Origin of the sequence: Dyadobacter koreensis (genome assembly GCF_900108855.1) — a bacterium.
In the GTDB taxonomy this organism is placed as follows: Bacteria; Bacteroidota; Bacteroidia; order Cytophagales; family Spirosomataceae; genus Dyadobacter; species Dyadobacter koreensis.
Map to the genome: position 1 here is coordinate 425,008 of NZ_FNXY01000006.1, position 19,199 is coordinate 444,206.

16 protein-coding genes are annotated in these 19,199 nt (G+C 41.0%); 10 read left to right on the forward strand and 6 right to left on the reverse strand.

Translation table 11 applies throughout. From position 1 onward, the window contains the following. Positions 1-79: 79 nt before the first annotated feature. The 5 genes from BMY70_RS20465 to BMY70_RS20485 all read left to right on the forward strand — a co-directional run bounded on the left by BMY70_RS20465 (position 80) and on the right by BMY70_RS20485 (position 5,764). Positions 80-967: an AraC family transcriptional regulator gene (locus BMY70_RS20465; RefSeq protein ID WP_090338143.1), complete on the forward strand. Its 888-nt coding sequence runs from the start codon at positions 80-82 to the stop codon at positions 965-967. Positions 968-1,063: 96 nt separating this feature from the next. Further along, positions 1,064-2,218, forward strand: coding sequence for a DUF3095 domain-containing protein (locus BMY70_RS20470; protein WP_090338338.1), 1,155 nt, complete (start codon positions 1,064-1,066; stop codon positions 2,216-2,218). A gap of 174 nt (positions 2,219-2,392) precedes the next feature. Next, positions 2,393-2,854 carry a (2Fe-2S)-binding protein gene (locus BMY70_RS20475; protein ID WP_090338144.1) on the forward strand — a complete coding sequence of 154 codons (462 nt, stop codon included), beginning with the start codon at positions 2,393-2,395 and terminating at the stop codon, positions 2,852-2,854. 2 nt (positions 2,855-2,856) lie between these two features. Further along, positions 2,857-5,001, forward strand: a complete 2,145-nt coding sequence (locus BMY70_RS20480; protein WP_090338145.1) for a xanthine dehydrogenase family protein molybdopterin-binding subunit — start codon at positions 2,857-2,859, stop codon at positions 4,999-5,001. A 160-nt stretch (positions 5,002-5,161) separates the two neighbouring features. After that, positions 5,162-5,764 carry a nucleotidyltransferase family protein gene (locus BMY70_RS20485; RefSeq protein ID WP_090338146.1) on the forward strand — a complete coding sequence of 201 codons (603 nt, stop codon included), beginning with the start codon at positions 5,162-5,164 and terminating at the stop codon, positions 5,762-5,764. Positions 5,765-5,783: 19 nt separating this feature from the next. Here BMY70_RS20485 and BMY70_RS20490 read toward each other — a convergent pair whose 3' ends face one another. Then, the gene (locus tag BMY70_RS20490; protein WP_090338147.1) at positions 5,784-6,146 is read right to left on the reverse strand and encodes a hypothetical protein; all 363 of its coding nucleotides are present in this window, start codon (positions 6,144-6,146) and stop codon (positions 5,784-5,786) included. Between the two features lie 128 nt (positions 6,147-6,274). Between BMY70_RS20490 and BMY70_RS20495 the strand changes: the two genes are divergently transcribed. Continuing rightward, positions 6,275-6,457, forward strand: coding sequence for a hypothetical protein (locus BMY70_RS20495; RefSeq protein ID WP_090338148.1), 183 nt, complete (start codon positions 6,275-6,277; stop codon positions 6,455-6,457). Positions 6,458-6,588: 131 nt separating this feature from the next. Here the strand turns inward: BMY70_RS20495 and BMY70_RS20500 are convergent, their stop codons facing one another. Continuing rightward, complete coding sequence (locus BMY70_RS20500) at positions 6,589-7,821, reverse strand: XdhC family protein (protein ID WP_090338149.1); 1,233 nt, start codon at positions 7,819-7,821, stop codon at positions 6,589-6,591. Then, complete coding sequence (locus BMY70_RS20505) at positions 7,822-8,997, reverse strand: cysteine desulfurase family protein (RefSeq protein ID WP_090338150.1); 1,176 nt, start codon at positions 8,995-8,997, stop codon at positions 7,822-7,824. Between the two features lie 431 nt (positions 8,998-9,428). Between BMY70_RS20505 and BMY70_RS20510 the strand changes: the two genes are divergently transcribed. From BMY70_RS20510 to BMY70_RS20525, 3 genes are all read left to right on the forward strand, one after another. Further along, positions 9,429-10,460, forward strand: coding sequence for a LacI family DNA-binding transcriptional regulator (locus BMY70_RS20510; RefSeq protein WP_090338151.1), 1,032 nt, complete (start codon positions 9,429-9,431; stop codon positions 10,458-10,460). 857 nt (positions 10,461-11,317) lie between these two features. Beyond that, entirely contained in the window at positions 11,318-12,184 is an 867-nt protein-coding gene (locus tag BMY70_RS20520; protein ID WP_310590648.1) for a hypothetical protein, read from the forward strand. A gap of 495 nt (positions 12,185-12,679) precedes the next feature. Then, positions 12,680-13,324: a bifunctional 4-hydroxy-2-oxoglutarate aldolase/2-dehydro-3-deoxy-phosphogluconate aldolase gene (locus tag BMY70_RS20525; RefSeq protein WP_090338153.1), complete on the forward strand. Its 645-nt coding sequence runs from the start codon at positions 12,680-12,682 to the stop codon at positions 13,322-13,324. 524 nt (positions 13,325-13,848) lie between these two features. On the opposite strand, the gene BMY70_RS20530 is transcribed toward BMY70_RS20525, so the two are convergent. The 3 genes from BMY70_RS20530 to BMY70_RS20540 form a co-directional block, all read right to left on the reverse strand. Next, complete coding sequence (locus BMY70_RS20530) at positions 13,849-16,215, reverse strand: ABC transporter permease (RefSeq protein ID WP_090338154.1); 2,367 nt, start codon at positions 16,213-16,215, stop codon at positions 13,849-13,851. 148 nt (positions 16,216-16,363) lie between these two features. Beyond that, positions 16,364-17,320, reverse strand: a complete 957-nt coding sequence (locus BMY70_RS20535; RefSeq protein WP_229209706.1) for an EamA family transporter — start codon at positions 17,318-17,320, stop codon at positions 16,364-16,366. Positions 17,321-17,325: 5 nt separating this feature from the next. Next, positions 17,326-17,802, reverse strand: coding sequence for an Lrp/AsnC family transcriptional regulator (locus tag BMY70_RS20540; protein WP_090338155.1), 477 nt, complete (start codon positions 17,800-17,802; stop codon positions 17,326-17,328). A 186-nt stretch (positions 17,803-17,988) separates the two neighbouring features. Here BMY70_RS20540 and BMY70_RS20545 point away from each other — a divergent pair, with 186 nt between their 5' ends. Then, positions 17,989-19,173 (forward strand): putative sensor domain DACNV-containing protein, encoded by a 1,185-nt coding sequence (locus tag BMY70_RS20545; protein WP_218148657.1) that lies wholly within the window; start codon positions 17,989-17,991, stop codon positions 19,171-19,173. Positions 19,174-19,199: the final 26 nt, after the last annotated feature.

Sequence of the window (19,199 nt, forward strand, 5' to 3'; positions counted from 1 at the left end):
TTTTTTGATGCAAAATTATACTGATCTTAACTGTAATTTCTAGTATAATTTTGCCATTAATCAGTAAATTGCGTCTGCTATGAATGAAAATATATATCAGCCTTTTGAGATTCTTTTTAAAGAAATAGATCAGAGTCCGAAAGAAGGGCACAGACATAATTTCTTTGAACTGGTATACATTATATCCGGAACCGGGAAACAGTGCATCAATAAAAGTTCGTTTAATTATCATGCCGGGCACATGTTTCTGATCACTCCGGAAGACTGCCACTCTTTTGACGTTTCAACGACTACTAAGTTTTGTTTTATCCGGTTTAACGATCATTACATAAAATCCAGTTATACCAAAACGCATCAGCCGTTTGCTGCTGAGCGGGTGCAAAAACTTGAATTTATTCTTCAGAATGCCAACCATCAGCCTGGCTGTATACTTCGGCAGCCGGGAGATAAAGCATTAGTAAAACCGATGGTGGACAGTATCTTCCGGGAGTATGTGAACCGGGATTTATATAACCGGGAACTGATTGAGCAGTTGGTCAACACGCTCATTATCATAGTTGCCAGAAATATCGCCAAGATAATGCCTGAACAGGTTTTTGAAGGAACAGAGGAAAGAGCGGTTAATATCTTGCATTATATTCATCAGCATATCTTTGAACCGGAAAAGATAAGGACAGACTTAATCAGCAGACATTTTGGCGTTTCTGAACATTATCTTGGGAAATATTTCAAGAAGCAAACCGGAGAAACATTACAGCAGTATGTGATCAATTATAAGCTTAAGATGGTAGAAAACAGGCTTCTTCACAGTGAAATGAGAATCGGCGAAATTGCAGCAGAAATGAGTTTTACCGATGAGAGCCACCTGAATAAGTTATTTAAAAAATACAAAGGTGTTAGTCCCTCGGAATTTAGAAAAATGTTATTGCAGGATGCTGGGAGAATTGATTTTGGTAACCCTGTTTAACATCATTTTTGTTATTTTTTTGCTTTGTTATATCGATCGAACATCACTTCCACTCTCGTAATTTGGACTTAAAATCAGCTGACAGAATACATGACAATGAATGCTTTGAATGAACAATTCTATTCGGGGTTACCTGTGAATGAGATTTCGCTGAGTGACTTGCTTCGGGCTGATCATTTGTTTTTCCGCGTGCCGGACGATTGGCTCATTGTTGTTACGGATGTAAAAAATTCTACCCTTGCAGTGCAAAGCGGTTTACACGAAACTGTAAATCTGATTGCGACAGGATGTATTGTTGCGGTACTTAACATTGCCTACAAAAATCATCTGAACATACCTTTTTTCTTCGGAGGCGACGGGGCAACCTGCATTATCCCACCTTCTATATTGAATGCGGTAATTCAGTCTCTTATAATTCACAAGGAAAATACTTTCAACAATTTTGAAATTGATCTGAGAGTGGGGTATCTAGCTGTCAGCGAAGTTTACAAGCAAGGATATGAACTTAAACTGAGCAAATTCAAGAGCTCGGCCACTTTTTCAATTCCTGTTGTTCTGGGCAACGGGCTGATGTTTGCAGAGAAAATAATAAAGGGTGAAGATCACCGTCTTTCTATTATAAAATCTGACGAAGAGAACCTGGATCTTGAAGGGATGCAGTGCCGGTGGGATAGAATAGCGCCACCAGAAAATTATGATGAAGTAATCAGTTTGCTTGTGGTTGCAATGAACGAACAACAACAAGGGATTGTGTTTGGTAAGGTTGTAAAATTACTGGATGAGATTTACGGAACGTCTCAAAAGAGGCAGCCGATCTCTATTGCGCGGCTTAAATTGAAAGGGACCATGTCAAAGCTTGATCTGGAAATGAGGGTGAAGTTTGGACACATCCGTTTTATTTACGGTCTGTATAATTTTATCATGACTTGGTTTGGCTGGTACTATTTCAGTACAAAAGAAGGAAAGACTTACCTCAGCAGTATCGTTGATTTCTCCGACACACTGGTCATTGACGGAAGGATAAATACCGTCATTTCTGGCACCGGCGCACAAAGGGTTGCACTGGAAAATGAGTTGAACGAGCTGGAAAAAGCAGGTGAAATCAAATATGGCTTATTCGTAAGCAAAGAATCCGTAATGTCGTGTTATGTACCGGATGCTGATAAGGCACACATCCATTTTGTGGACGGCGCCGAAGGAGGTTATACCAAGGCCGCAGGAGTTTTGAAGCTAAAAAGCCGATATAGTTAAGAAGCTATATCCCTTCTCATTCGCTGGAATCGCTGTTTTTTTGTTTACTTTTTGTGTATCTTAGATTTTCAATTTCCTGTTCTTCCGAATCATACCTGGGTTCAAAAAATCTTCCGCATTTAGATTAGTTTTTGTCTGAAATGACTTTGATAGATATAACAAACACAATTCACCATGGCGTTATTAAAATTGCAAATCAATAACCGCAGCTACGAAGCAGATGTGGAGGAAGATACTCCGCTTTTATGGGTACTGCGCGACAATCTTGGTCTTGTGGGCACCAAGTTCGGATGTGGAATTGCTCAGTGCGGTGCCTGCACCGTGCATCTCGACGGAGAAGCGGTTCGTTCATGCGTCTTGCCGGTTTCGGCAGTTGGCAAAGGAAAGGTAACAACCATTGAAGGCTTGTCTGAAAATGGCGATCATCCGGTACAAAAGGCCTGGGAGGAAGTGGATGTGGCACAATGTGGTTATTGCCAGGCTGGGCAGATCATGACAGCCGCTGCATTTTTAAAGAAAAATCCTAAACCGACCGACGCCCAGATTGTCGAAACGATGAGCGGTAATCTTTGCCGTTGTGGAACTTACCACCGTATAAAAGAAGCAGTGAAATCGGCAGCATCCAAAACTAAATAAACATGCAGAGCATAGAACAAACATCAAGGAGAAATTTCCTAAAAATAGCTGCTGCAACCGGTGGAGGATTGTTTTTAGGTTTTAACTGGTCGAATGCGGCAACACTTCCAATTGTTGTGAATCCGGAGGCACTTGCTGCCGGTGCTGTCAATTTTAATAGCTTTCTGAGCATTGGTACAGACAATATTATTACAATTTTTTCTCCAAATCCGGAGATCGGGCAAGGAATAAAAACGGCGTTTCCGATGATCGTCGCCGAAGAATTGGATGCTGACTGGACTCTGGTAAAAACGGTTCAGGCCAATCTGGATACAAATAAATACGAACGCCAGGTGACGGGCGGGAGCGGGGCTGTACCACATTCGTGGGAGCGTTTGCGCAAAGCCGGAGCTACGGCCAGATATCTGCTGGTTGAGTCCGCTGCAAAACGCTGGAATGTTCCGGCTTCTGAAATTACTACGGAAAAAGGAAAGGTTTTTCATAAAACTTCCGGGAAGTCGCTGACCTATGGCGAGCTTGCCGAAGATGCATCAAAAATCGCTGTCCCAAAAGAAATAAAATTAAAACAGGAGAAAGATTTCACATTGATCGGACAGAGCGTACGCAATGTCGATAATAAAAATATCATTACCGGAAAACCGCTATTTGGTCTGGATTTCTACCGGGAGGGGATGCTGTTTGCATTGATTCAGCGCCCGAAGGCTTTTGGTTTGAAACTAAAATCCGTGGATTCGGCTGCTGCCAAAAAAATGCCGGGAATTGTCGATGTTGTGACATTTGAAAATAGTGTTGCCGTTGTCGGCAAATCGACCTGGCAGGTTAAAAAAGCTCGTGAGGCACTAAAAATTGAATACGAAAAAGAATTCGATCTTGAAAGTTCTGCAGATCATAACCGGATTTTCAAACAGTTGCTGGAAAATGGAGAAGCCACTGTTCGCAGAAAAAATGGGAATGTCGAAGAGGCCTTTAAGAATGCTTTCAAGGTTGTAACGGCAGAATATCAATGTCCATTTTTGCCACATAGCCCGTTGGAGCCTATGAACTTCTTTGCACATGTCCGCGAGGACGGAGTTGAATTGGTAGGTCCGACCCAAACTCCGGATCGTGCACGTAATGAAGCGGCAAAAATAACAGGATTTCCTCCAGAAAAAGTAACAGTTGAAATCACCCGGCAGGGTGGAGGTTTTGGACGAAGATTGTCCGCCGATTATGCAATCGAAGCAACGCACGTCTCCAAACTTGTGAAGGCGCCGGTAAAAGTAATTTGGACGCGCGAGGATGATATGACTGGCGGTACGTACCGTCCGGCAGTGCGTTACAGGTTCGAGGCGGCTCTGGATAAATCCGGTCAGATGATTGGTTATAAATTAAGAGGAGTGGGGATGAATTCAGGTAATCCAACGCGAGAAGATAATTTCCCGTCAGGTGCGGTAGACAATCTGTTAATCGATTCAGTTGAACATAAATCTCCGATCACAACAGGACCGTGGCGGGCGCCTATCACCAATTTTCTTGCTTACGCTGAGCAATCATTTCTGGATGAAGTAGCGGAAGCTGCCGGAAAAGATCCGATCCAGTTTCGTCTGGAATTATTTGAAAAAGCGAAAAAATCTCCGGTTGGAGAAATAAAGTATGATATCGACCGTATGGTGGCCGTAACAAAACTGGCTGCTGAAAAAAGTAACTGGGGAAAGAAAAAAGGTGTTCACCAGGGATTTAGCGTGTATTTTTCTCACCGTTCCTATGTCGCTCAGGTGGGCGAGGTGGTGGTAGAAAAAGGAAAACCGGTTCTGAAAAATGTTATTGCGGCCGTCGATTGTGGTATTGTTATCAATAAAAGCGGTTCGCTTCAACAGGTCAGAGGTGGCGTTGTCGACGGAGTTGGCCACGCGATGTATGGAAATATGACATTTAAAGACGGAGCTCCGGACCAAAATAATTTTAATGGTTTCAGGCTGATAAGGATGAGCGAAATTCCCGAAGTCGATGTACATTTTGTAAATAACGGAATATCGCCGACCGGACTTGGAGAGCCAGCTTTGCCACCGGCAGGCGCTGCGGCAGCCAATGCTTTTTACAAGGCAACGAAGAAAAGGCTACGTAATCAGCCATTCACAGAGGAAGAGGCCTTTAAGAATATTTCGTAACGACAGCATACAAATGAAGGTTTCAGGCAGGTGTTTCGACGCATCACCTGAAACCTTTCGTTTTTTGGGTATGAAAAATGTTAGTATTGAAATTGTGGCTTAATATTTGTACAATTATACCTGAGTTAAAAGCTTTAGCGACCCTTAAATTCACCAGGTTATGGATACAGAAACAGCTATCGTTATTCTTGCTGCCGGGCAATCTTCAAGATTAGGCCAGCCAAAGCAACTGCTGCCTTTCAAGGGTAAAAGCCTGCTTTTGCATATCATACAAACCGCAAAAAAAGTCTCCGATCAGGTTTTTGTGATCATTGGTGCCGACAATGTCCGGGTTCAATCGAATATTAAAAATGCTGACGTGAAAATTGTTTTCAACGACAAATGGGAAGAGGGAATGGCATCCTCAATACGTTGCGGCTTATCTGTTTTGAAAAATGAAGTGCCTGACCTGAAATCAGCGATTTTTATGGTATGCGACCAGCCTTTTGTTACAAGTGATCTGTTGGAGAATTTGATAAGGGAAAAAGATTTATCGGGTAAAAGTATTGTCGCAAGTTCCTATTCTGAAATCGCTGGCACTCCTGTTTTATTTGACGAAAGCATTTTTCCTGAATTGATGGAGTTGAAGGGCGATATAGGGGCAAGAAAAATCATTGCTAAAAGTAGAGATCGACTTGCAACCGTTGATTTTCCATTAGGAAATGTGGATATGGATACTGCCGAAGATTACAAAAGATTATTGGCACAGAAAGCTCTTATGTAGCCTGACTTTTTTGGTAACTCTACTTTTCCAGCACAGCTTTGAGCTTACTGCTTTCCTCAGAATTTAAAACAAATGTTCTTGTGGAAACCTCGTCTCCGATAACGGAATCTGCCAGAATTAACCTGATCATAATATTGTAGCTTTTTAACCACACGCCTCGCTCTTTCAAAAAATCGCCCGACGTAAGCTTTTCCTGAAAATCATAAAACGGCTCCTGAAATGCAACAGAAAGAATCGGTTCATGATTACTATAATCGATATGTAAGGAAATTTTTTGCTTCTCTGCCAGAAGATCCTCTTTAAAATGAGTGTTCTTTAATATGATATTCAGCGAATTTTCCGTGGGAATCACCCGGGTGAACTGGGAATGTACAAAGAGCATGTTACGTCGTATGGTCAAAAATCGTAATTATTTTACTTATGGACACAAAATTGAAATATGGATTTTAGGTCATCTTCATCAGGCACGGTTTTATTAAAAGTAAACAATATCATCAAAAACTAAAAATCATGAAATCATCAGCAGAACACATTCAGGAGACTAATTTTAATGTAAATGACGACTTCGAGCAGTTTCAGGACAGTACGAATCCATTCCTTCCAAAAGTGAGAAACACGGAGTCGGCACAGTTAAATAAACCCGGAAAGCGTCGACGGATTATGAAGCCCTTGTATAGCGTACGGCTCAGTTAACCGACCGATAGCATTGAAAGAACACTTAGTCACTCAGTCGCATATCCGGTTTGTTTTTATTGGAAATAGTTAAGAAAGTACCCGCAATTCGATTCGTTCATTGTCCGGGTGCTTTTTCTTTTATATCTAAACTACATCGGCCCGATTCCACATACATTTGAACCCTCATCTTCCACATTTGCTACAACTTTTCTTTTAGCACGTTTTTCGTTTGATGGTGCTGAATTTTTTTCAGATCGGCTATGGATTACGTCTTTCTTCAAACGCAGTGAAGTACCTGTTTTTCTATTTAAAACTGCCTTTATTTCAGCAAGAACCGACAATGCGATTTCTTCGGATGTTTCTGCTCCAATGTCCAGGCCGACCGGACCATAAATTCTCGTCTTCTGGTCGTCTGTGAGAATAATTCCTTCTTCGCTCAATTCCTGAAACATTTTTTCAAGTTTTTTCTTTGGTCCAAGACTTCCGATATAAACAGGAGTATCGGTAAAAATAAACTGTTTCAAAACACCAAGATCATAATTGTAGTTATGAGTCATCAACACAAAGACAGTCTGGGGATCACAATCTATCTGAGAAATAACATCGTAAGATTTCGCAACCAGAATTCTGTCCGCCAAAGGAAAGCGTTCAATAGTGGCCTGATTTGCCCGGCCGTCTGCGACTGTAATCGTCCAGCCTAAAAGTGCTGCCATACCCATTAGTGGAATGGCATCATTTCCAGCGCCTACGATTACCAGCGATACGGGAGGTTTAAGGAACTCTATAAATGCAGTTAGTTTTTGCTGCGAAAAATAATAGGTTTTAAAAATAGATTCCTGGTTTTCAAATGCTATTTCAGAATCAGCAGTGAATGTGCCGATGTATTTTGAAAAGTCATCAGCAGAAGTAATTTCGGATTCATCGCTTATCAATAGTATGCCTGTTCCGGGCTGGTTCGTTCGATTAGTCATCGAAAACAAGGTGATCAAAACACTATTAATTCTTTTCCTGGTAGCCTTGATCAGGAGTTCGACGGGATGATTTTTTTTTAGCGGATCGATTGGTTCGAATAATATATGAACGATGCCATTGCAGCCTAACTGAACGCCGAATTTTGCATCGTCATCATCGTCCATCGTATCATAAGTGACCAGCTTATTACTTTGCTGAGAAATTGCCAGCAGCGCTTTTCGCAACGCGTCTCCTTCCAGACAGCCGCCACTGATCGCACCCGTCAGCTGTCCGTCTTCGGTAACCAGCATGCGGGCTCCCGGCCTGCGATAAGACGAACCCTCGACGTGAACAACAGTCGCCAGCGCCATTCTCTTTCCTTCCCTAAGTGCCTGTTGGTAGGCCGCGATAATATCGGTGATCTCTTTCATTTATATTTTCACAACAGAAAGTTTCACAATATTCCTGTGTTTTTCGACAATTTCGGACAACGTACTATAACTATATTCAATTTCAGAAAGTGTGGTGAATCTTCCAAGGCTGAATCGAAAAGAACTAAGCGCAAGCTCATCGGAGATTTTCATCGCATTTAAAACGTGGCTTGGTTTGGAAGTAACCGATGAGCAGGCAGAACCTCTTGATACTGCTACTTCCTTACATATTTCCAAAAGCAGATTATCTCCATTCACTTTTTCGAATGCGATATTGGTGATATGTGGCAATCTATTTTTGATACTTCCGTTAATTTTTGTCCCGTCAATTTTGAGTAATTCCCTTTCCAGCTGATCACGAAGTTTTGTAAGAGCCTCGTTCTCCTGACTAAGATTTTCCAGGCAAAGTTCGCAAGCCTTTCCGAATCCGACAATTCCGGGAACATTCAATGTGCCGCTCCGCATATTTTTTTCATGGCCGCCCCCATGAATCTGGGAGGAGATTGAAACCTTCGGATTTTTCCTGCGCACGTATAAGGCACCAATTCCCTTAGGCCCGTATAATTTGTGGGCGCTCAACGAAAGGATATCAATTCCATCTTCTTCAACATCAATCGGTACTTTTCCTGCAGCTTGCGTTGCATCCGTGAAAAACAGAACATTGTGTTTTCTGGCGATTTGGCTAATATCGACAACCGGCTGTATAACACCTATTTCGTTGTTTGCATACAGTATCGAAATTAGAATCGTTTCCGCTGTCACTGCATTTTCTAACGCATCCAAATCAATCAATCCGGCTTCGTCAACCGGAAGGTAGGTTACTTTTCCACCATTTCGCTCGATCCATTCACAGCAGTCAAGCACAGCGCGATGTTCGGTCACGCAGGTAATAATGTGATTTCCTTTTTCAGCGTAATTTTCAAAGGTCCCTTTGATTGCCAGATTGACCGCCTCAGTCGCACCCGACGTGAAAACGATTTCTGTCGCATGCGCGCCGATAAGATCGGCAACCTGCTCGCGTGCGATATCTACTGCTTCTTCCGCAGTCCAGCCATATACATGTGAACGACTTGACGCATTGCCGAAATTTTCCAGGAAGTAGGGGAGCATTGCTTCCAGAACTTTCGGATCCATTGGTGTTGTGGCACTGTGATCAAGGTATACGGGTAATTTCAAAATAGGAAATGGTTAGCGTTTTAGCAATAACGAATCAATCAAAAACTTCATTCCTGAAATAAAGATAAACGTATAAAAATCTTTAAATAAGCGATAAAATGCAGCCTGGCAATTTATTGGTTTATTCTAAAAAATGTATAAAAATGAGTAACTAAATACCCTGCTGTTCAGTTATTAACAATACTTTTTTTTTGAATTTTATTGCTTATTCTATGCCGGCGTACGGTCTGCGCGATGTTCGACTTTTCGAGATTCTGACTGTCAACGGTTTTGTTATTCAGTAAGTTATTAAACTGTACCCAACAAATGTAAAATGAGCTTCGAGTTATTTGGTGTTATTCTTTGAAAAAATATAAAAAATATAGTACATTTCATTTTTTTGTTTAAACGATTAAAACTTACTTTCAAGAGGCTTTTAAAGTTATACTTTTATGAATGCTAAAAAGGTTTCCTTAAAGGATATAGCTTTGAAAGCAGGGGTGTCTACGGCATTGGTTTCTTATGTTTTGAATGGAAAAGAGAAGGAAACCAGAGTAGGGCAGGCGATCGCCCAAAAAATTAAAGAGATCGCCAGAGAGCTGAATTATCAACCTAATCATCTGGCAAAAAGCCTGAGAAGCGGAAAGACGCATACGATTGGTCTGATTCTTGCCGATATATCCAACCCGTTTTTTGCAAATATCGCACGTGTTGTCGAAGATGAGGCAAAAAAAAGTGGATATACAGTCATTATAGGAAGTTCTGACGAGAAAGCTGACAAAGCCTGGGACTTGTTAAACGTGTTAATTACCAGACAAGTTGACGGATTCATCATTGTATCATCCGAACATTCTGAACCTCATATTCATTACCTGAAAGAGAGAAATATTCCGTTTGTTTTGCTTGACAGGCATTTCCCCGATTTGCAGACTGATTTTGTAGCAACGAATAATTACAAAGCTTCCTATGATGCCGGTGTTCATCTGGCCAAAGGCGGATATGAGCGGATTGGAATCATCGCTTACAAAACGGATATGTATCATATGCGGGAGCGTATCCGTGGATATAAACAAGCACTGCAAGACCACAAGTTTACTTTTAAAAATAACTGGCTGAAAGAGGTTCAGTTTGAGAATATTGAAACAGAAGTAAAGATTGCCATTGATGAAATGACTTCTTCAAAGGATCCGGTGGATGCAATTATTTTTGCAACCTATGGTCTGGCTATCAATGGTTTAAAATATATTAATGAATTGATGCTCAAAGTGCCGTCAGATCTGGGAATAGTCAGTTTCGGACAGGCAGAGGTTTTTGATCTGTATTATTGTCCGATAACATACCTGAAGCAGCCTCTGGAGTTATTGGGAATGACGGCAGTGGAATTTCTTTTGAAAAAACTTAAAAACCCGGAAGAAGGTGTAAAGCAAATCCTGATGGAGGCAACATTAATTGCACGCGACTCATCCATGTTGAAACCAACATAGCGGTTGGATCATGCATCTTTCGGTTTAATCGATTAAGAACTTCTTGAACACTATTCCTAAACCTAAAACATGTCCTGTGTGAAGGAGAAATTTTATCAAACCTTTGCCAACGGGATCAGCTGTTGTTTTGGTCAATTTTTAGAGTGAAAAGCCGAAGCAGCCAGCTAATTGAAAATTACTAAAACAAGAAATTTGCGTGCACCGGTTTACAACATGCCACTTTTTTCATGCCCGCTGTCTTAACCTTCCAAGCTTAAACCTGGGAGGAAAAGTCCGGCATTGTCTGCCGGTGGGCTGTGATCGCATCGTATAGGTCCTACCGGTTGGGAGTGTTGAAGGGGCAACTTTATCCGTGATCCTGAACTTGTAATAGTTAATATTTTATGGCTAAACAGTTTGATAAATAATTTGATAACCGAAAGTGAAATATCGAAGCTAACGTCTTCATTTCAGTATTTTTTTCCGTTTGCGGATTTTGGTAAGCATATGCACTGTCAATTTACTGATAAGCAAAACCGCGTGGTACAGGCAGGCCTGATCAGGTTGATTACGATGCGCTTAATTCAGGTCATTTACAAGGATGGACCATAGGTGCAAAAGGATTATTATCTGCCGATAGACTGTCGCCAACGCAATTTGCGGAAGAGTTGTGGATGAATGTGCCTGCGAATTTCCTTGTGAAGTAACCCGCTGATTGGATTTGATACGATTGGAATTCTAACCTTCATTAGTGTCTCGCTCGAATACGACGGCAGGGATTATCCGAATGACCAATAAATTTTCAGGTTGTCTAATCCGCCTTATCCACGTGAGAATAATTTGTTTACTTTTATTGGTAAAATAATAAAATGCAAAAAATGAAACAGAAATTTATATTCCTGGGTTTGGTTATCAGCTTATGCAGTGCCATTTTCAAACCCGCTGATTTTCCGGAAGCTGACATCACCAATGGCATCATCAGGGCTAAATTATACCTACCCGACGTTAACAATGGCTATTATCAGGGGACACGGTTTGACTGGGGCGGCGTAATCCCAAGCCTTGAATATAAAGGACACACATTTTTTGGAAAATGGTTCGATAACTATGATCCCAAACTCCACGACGCAATCAGTGGTCCGGTTGAGGAATTTACGCCGCTGGAATATAATGACGTGCAAACCGGATCAGAATTCGTGAAAATCGGGGTTGGGATACTGAAAAAACCAGACGATAAGCCCTATTCGTTTGCACGTAATTATGAGGTGGTTGACAATGGCAAGTGGACGGTGAAAAGGAAAAATGATGTGGTTGAATTTACGCAGGAGCTGGCGGACAAATCGGGTTATTCGTACATCTATCATAAAACCGTAAGACTTACCAAGGGAAAGCCGGAGCTTGTTTTAGAACACAGTCTGAAAAATGTCGGCAAAAAAGCTATTTCAGCGAGTGTTTATGATCATAACTTTTTTATGATTGACAATGAACCAACGGGTCCCGGTATCAAAACAACGTTCTCATTTGACGCAGCAGCTGAGGGGAAAGGGTTTGGTACGATTGCTAACGTTCAGGAAAAATCATTGCTCTTTACACGAAATCTTGAAAAGAAGGAAAACGTTTTCACCGCCGGTATACAAGGGCTAAGCCAGTCAGCAAAAGATTATGATCTCAAAATCGAGAATTTAAAAACGGGAGCCGGCGTTAGAATTACCAGCGACCAGCCAATTGAAAAACTGGTATACTGAGCCTGTTCAACAACTGCATGTCCGGAACCGTATATCAAGCTGAATGTTGAGCAGGGAAAAGAGATCAAATGGACAATCAATTATGAATTTTTCGCAAAAGACGATAAATAAAAACGCCGGACCTTTGTTTGGCTCTTGTTAAAGTAACTTTTGGGTTTAGTGCCAGAATACACTGAAAGACAATGAGCTAGGTATTATTTTGAATAAATACGTAATGAAATATTTTTTCATTATAAAACTTCTATTTTACTTGTCCTCCCAACCATTTGCGTGGAATAAAGATTGGAAATGAGTTAATTTACCAGGTAATTGCGCAAAATAAAAGCCTGGTTATTGCAGCGGAAATAGTTTATATGAGCTAAATAAATTAGTAATAAGACTTAAATCTCGTAAAGAAATTAAAACGGTTTAGGAGATTTAGTTGATAAAACGACAGTAGCAGAGCAAGTAAGGAATTATTAAAGTCAGACATTAAAAATGAATAAAATATAAATCATGAGTAAAAATTCTTTTTCACAGGAATTGTTTAAAAAAGCACCGATTGTAGGTATCATCAGAAATCTTTCGCTGGAAGATGTGAAAAAGATTTTGCCGATATACCGCGAAGCTGGTCTAACGACGATTGAAATAACGATGAACACGCCCGGAGCAGAAGAGATGATCCGGTATGCGCTGGAAAATGAGAGCGAGGGGTTGAATATAGGCGCGGGGACGGTTTGTACAAAAGAAGATTTAGAAAATGCGCTGGATGCGGGAGCTCAGTTTATTGTGACGCCGGTGATCAATAAAAAGATCATCAAGTATTGCGCAAAAAATGGAATTCCGATTTTTCCTGGCGGGTTTACACCCACGGAGCTTTATAACGCATGGACCTACGGCGCAGCAATGGTTAAGATTTACCCGGCAACTTCTCTCGGACCAGACTATATCAAAGATTTGAAGGCACCTTTAAATAAAATGAAAGTGTTGCCGACAGGGGGGATAAATCTTGACAATATGGACCAGTTTTTAAAAGCCGGTGCAGACGGATTGGGTATTGGTAGCCAGCTTTTTGATAAAAAGATGATTCAGGAAAAAGATTGGAGGGGTCTGAAAGCATTTTTCGGGCAATTTGCCGAAAAGCTGAAAGCGTTTAACTAGAATTTCCGTTTGCTGCGGGTCATTTACGATTATCGATTTACTAATTTCATCTTATAATTTCATTTCTGGTCTTCTTTTAAAGATTAAAAATCAACGCAGTATCATAATAAAATCGTCACTAAATCTGGCTATACCATAAAGATCATTTTTTTGGAATATCGCAGGCATCCTGCGCGCCTCGGTAAGAAGTGAATTCGCTTTGCTGTTGCCCGTGTTGGTCTCGGCAGAGAGTTATCCGGCGATGTTGAAAACGATTGCAGAATGCCTTCCGCAAAAGAGCGTGCATCGGCGACCGGAGTTTTTAATGCCGGAACAAGTATTGTGAAATAGTCGAGTTATTCATACTTCCCCAAGACTTGGTCATATATCAAAGGAAAATGTTTAATTGATCCAATATATTGGTTTTTTCTTCTGGCTTCTGCTTATTTTCATGGACATTCAATCGGGACCTTAAAATCAGACTAAACTATTTTTGGCTCCGTCGTAGTTGCTTTGCGCATCCCGGAATAACAGATAATTTCTATTCACTCGCCACGTATAATTTTCGCCGGATTGATATATATTATCCTAAACGTCTGGGAAACGACAACAGCTGTTCCAACCACCAGGACAATGCCGAATCCGATTAATAGGTTGTAAAAACTTAAATCTACATGAGAGCCGAAGCGTGTTTTTAGTAGATTTCCGCAGAACCAGCCCAATGGAATTCCGAAGACTCCTGACAGCAGCAAAAGTTTTAAAAATGGCTTGGTCACCGATGCCAAAATTTGTTGATTATTCGCTCCAAAGGTTTTTCGAATACTGATCGGAAGCTTACCGGATTGTACAGCGTAATTCGCCATGCCCAGAACTCCAAGGCATGCAACGAGCATAACTACACTGCACAAAACGCCAAAAGGTAAACTGAATTCAGCCTCGCCAGCCTTCGATTCTGAGATTGCATTTTCTCTGTAATTGTAAATTGCCGGACTGAAATCAGGGAATGTTTTCTGCCAGATTTTTTTTAATAACCGGATGTTGTCTGAAGAAGCGGGATGACTTTTGATTGCGAGAAAATTCGCGTTCGAATCGTTATACCGATAGATCGTAGGAACCGTAAATTCAGAGTCAAATTCATTTTCGGCAAGAATTCCAATGATCTGGATATGTGTCGAATCGACTGCAATGATTTCTCCGATAAGGTCATTTTCCCGACCGTTTTTCTGTTTGATCAAACGGGCTGCCGATGTATTAACGAGCGCATAATGCGCGTCTTTTTCTACGGCTTTTCCAGGGAAATTACTGCCGGCTTTTAATTTTAAGTTGAAAATTTCGAGGAAATTCTGGTCGACAAAAGCAGAATAAACCACTGTTTCTCTTTCCGGCGACGTGAGTTTTAACGTGCATTTTTCAGAAGGGTTACTGAATGGAAGACAATTTGATAAAGCGATTTTTTCAACTTGTCCAAGTCTTTCAATTTCTGATTTAATAATAGTCGCCTTCCTGTTTTTTAATTCAACAATAATAATATTTTCCGGCAGATTACTCAAAAGAAGATCGTGCTGCTTGCCCATGCTATCTTTCAGTATAACGAAGAAGATCATGAGCATAACAGTAACAGAGAATTGAATGACGATGATAGCTTTATAAAAGTTGATCCTCGTTACCAAACGTATTGTTTTTAGATTTTTTAAAACATCAACCGGTTTGAATCTGGCAAGGAAGAAAGCCGGAATAATTCCAGCCACAAAACCCGTGATAACGGCATATAGGAATAGTATTGGAATAAAATACAGATCAGGTTTAATGTTCAAATCTGCACCTATGCTAAATCCTCCGGCTTGACGAATGGAAAAAATTCCAAGATAGGCAATGATCAGCGCTAAAAATGAAATCACGATAGCCTCAACGATAAACTGCGAAAATATCTGTTTCTGCCGTGCACCGTTTGTTTTTCTTATTCCAACTTCTTTGGCTCTCGAAAGAATTCTCGCTACGGACAAGCCTGTGTAATTAAAGGCCGCCAGTAAGGTTAGTCCCAAAGCGAGAAAAATCCACATATTCATAGCTTGCTGATGCATACCTGCATGGAGATCATTTTTTACAGCTGGATTCCATGGTGTTATTTCTTCAATATTCTGAGCAGAGAAAATGTATTTCTCTCCGCCGTTTCGACTTTCGACAGATAGATTTTTAAGAGCATTATTTAACTTTTCGACATCTTTAGAAGCTTTGGTCAGTACGTAAAGTGAAACACTTTTATAATCTTCGCTGGTCGAGAGTTTTTGTATCAGATTTCTATTTTCCAGCGCCGTCGCTGCTTTCAAAGAAAACATTACTTCGACGGGTAAATGAGTTTTAAATAACGGTTTCTTGATTATTCCACCTACTAAAAAATTTCCCCAACCGTCAAATTTTATTGCTCTCCCCAGCGCATTTTGAGTATCAAAAAGTTTTTCCGACATCTCTTCGCTTATCAAAACTGAATTTGGATCATCCAGCGTTTTTCGGGAATCTCCGCTTAGCAATTCGAAACCAAAAATTTCAAAGAAGGCAGGCTCCGAAAATGTCACGGAAGCAGAAACAGCGCCTTTTTCTGTTGAGACATTCATCAGGCCTCCGTGCCTCACAAGTATGGTTTTCTCGACAAAACTCAGCTTTGAAATATTTTGGACAATCGTTGGCGGGGAGGTTGCCCAAAGTGTATTTTCTTTCCCCTTAACGGAAGTGAGTATCCGGAATGTTCTCGCAATATGACGATGAAAATGATCTGTTTCCCAGTTTGTTTTCACCATGGCAAACAGCAGTACACCGATGACCATACTTACAGAAAGTCCGACGATATTGGTTAACGTCGACAGTTTATTCTTATAGAGAGAACGGAAGGAAACCTTGATGTAATTTTGTATCATCTTGATTACTGGTAATATAACATTTAAGCTAATATAAAAAACAATAAAATATAAAGTTAAATTATATATTAAAATTATAAAAAAAATAGATCCGCAATTTTGCGAATCTAATTTTCACCTTCGAAACTTATAAAGAAACATTAATCAATTATACCCCGGCGGTCCGCAAAGCTTTCGCTTCTTTTCTGTATTTATCCAGATTAATCAAAACAACACTTCCTAAAATGACGATCAGGCCGATTATTTGAATGGAAGATATGGTCTCTTTTGCAAAAAATATCCCTAGTAAAACAGCGATGACCGGGTTCACGTACGCATAGGTACTCACTTTTGTTGAAGGCTGAACTTTAAGCAGCCAAACGTAGGCGCTATATGCTGCAATTGATCCGAAGAAAATTAAATAAATGACTGACAGCCATGTCGCTGTCGGTATATTGTTCCACTGAATTATTGAGAATTCCCCCTGAATCAGACTTCCGGGTATGAATGCAACGCCTGCGATCAGCATTTGCCAGGAAGTATTTACCATCGAGGAGCCACCTGTTGTGTTATATTTTGAATACAATGAACCGCCGGCCCAGGAAATTGTCCCGATAACGAGCATCGATAAACCGATCAGCTCAGATCCGTTTTGTATGGACGAAAATGCGGCGATCAGATGTTCGCTCAATAACAATATGACTCCCACGAAACCAATTAAAAGCCCTATAATGGTTGATCTGTTGTTCAGGTTTTCTTTCCATTTTGGTTTGTCAAGAAGGATAAACCAGATTGGGGAAGATGAGATCATAATGGCGACCATAGCGCTTGGCAGTGTCTGTTCAACCCATATAACAACGCCATTTCCAACAAAAAGCAAAAGCAAACCCGTGACTGCCGCAGTCTTGATACTGGGGAAATCAAAAATTTTCTCACCTTTTATTGCACACCAGGCCATCATTAGCAAACCTGCGGCAATAAATCGTAGAACACCGATCAGAAACGGCGGGAAGCCCGTAAGTGCTTTTTGAATGAAGAAATAAGTGGACCCCCAAACGATATAAACCGTTGCGAAAGCCAGAACCACCATGGCGGTCGAGGCATTTTTGTTTTGGTTAGATTCCATGAGTACTATTTTTCGGGTATTACCAGTTGTTGTTGTTCTTTCACAGTTTCCAGAACGATCGTTGTTCTGGTAGACAGAATATTAGGGATCTTACTGAATGAATTTCTCATCAGGTCCATCAACGTTGAAGAGTCACTTGTTCTGACTTTGATCAGATAACAGTCGTCACCTGCAATACAATGAACTTCCTGCACTTCCGGAATTTTAGCAAGTTCGATCGCTGCATTATTACTTCCAAGACCATCCGCAGCCTTCATTGAAATAAACGCCACCAGATTTTGTTGTAATGCTCCGGGGTTAATTCGGGTGGTATATTGCAGAATCACGCTTTTCTGTTCGAGTTTTTTCACTCTTTCCAGAACCGCCGAGGGGGCCATCTCCAGCTCACGTGCCAAATCTGCATTTGAAATGCGTGCATTTTCCTGCATCAGCCGAAGGATGCTCAAATCCACTTTGTCAAGTATAATATCTATTCCGTTCATTGTTCTGTAAATTTATTTAAATTCAGAATTATATTCAAAACATAATCCATTAAAATTTATAATATTCGATTTTGAGGTACTAATGAAGTATGTTTTAAATTTAATCAGGCTGGAATTTTCTTTGTGTAACCTTCGTTTCCTATGTAGTTTCCTAAAGTTTTAACTTGTAAGTTGCCTATCAATCTCATGGCTGATATTTTAAATGAAGAAGTGAAAATGAGTAGTATGATCTCCGCATCGACGACATATCAGGCTGCCCAGTCGGTAGCAAAGACAGTGGAGGAACATTTTCTTTACCATCACGAATCTGCGAAACAACATAATGTGGATGATTTTGCACCACGGCCAAGTGCAGAAGTGATTGAGGCAATCATTGATACTACTTTTTGGGCAAGTTTGCGTCGGGAAGAGGGGCATTCTCCTTCTGTTTCCCTGGCTTTTCTGCCGCCGGAACGTTCTGGGCAGCCCCTGATTTTTGAAAAAAGACTGAATTTTTCGCCGGCCATTCTGACCAAGCTCGCGCCCGCTGTGGAGCGTTCGGGAATACATCTGGGTATTTGGATTGAAAATGGTGAGTTATATATTTGGGGAACCACCCGTGTTATTCCCAATTTATGTTTTGTTCTTGAAGTAATTGAACCCGGAATGCTGGTAATCAAACACCGCCGGATCGATGGTTTCGGCAAGTTTGTCAATGTGGCAGTTCTTAAGGGTGATCAGATAAAAATTGTGGATGATATCAGCGGGAAAATTCCTGATTGTCCGAATTTGGTAACGTCATTGATCGGTTTTAATTCATCATCGCTTTGGAACGATTCATTGAATGTAATGGTGCAGTTGGCCGTTTCAATGCGCGATCATAAACGCGGTGGCACTTTACTGGTCGTTCCTTCGGGTAAGGAAACGTGGCGCGATTCAATAATTCACCCGATTTCTTATTCTGTTACGCCGACTTACACGGAACTCGCGGACCTTTATAAAAAACATGAAACTGAAGCGGAACATCCCGTTTGGCTGAATAAAATTACCAGCGCCGTTAACCATGTTGCTGGCCTGACTGCCGTTGACGGCGCTACGATTATTAATGACCGATTTGAATTACTGGCCTTTGGCGTAAAAATCGGTCGTTCAGGGTTTTCGTCGAGGGTGGATAAAATCATGGTTACTGAGCCGATTGTTGGAAATGTGGCTTCGGTCGTTCATCCGGTTCAAAATGGCGGTACACGGCATTTGTCCGCCGCGCAATTTGTTTACGATCAGCGCGATAGTCTCGCTCTGGTTGCTTCTCAGGACGGACGGTTTACAATTTTTTCCTGGTCGCCTTGTGATAATATTGTACAGTCGCACAGGGTTGATGCTTTATTGTTCTGATAGAAATTTTAGATAAGGCTGGTCTT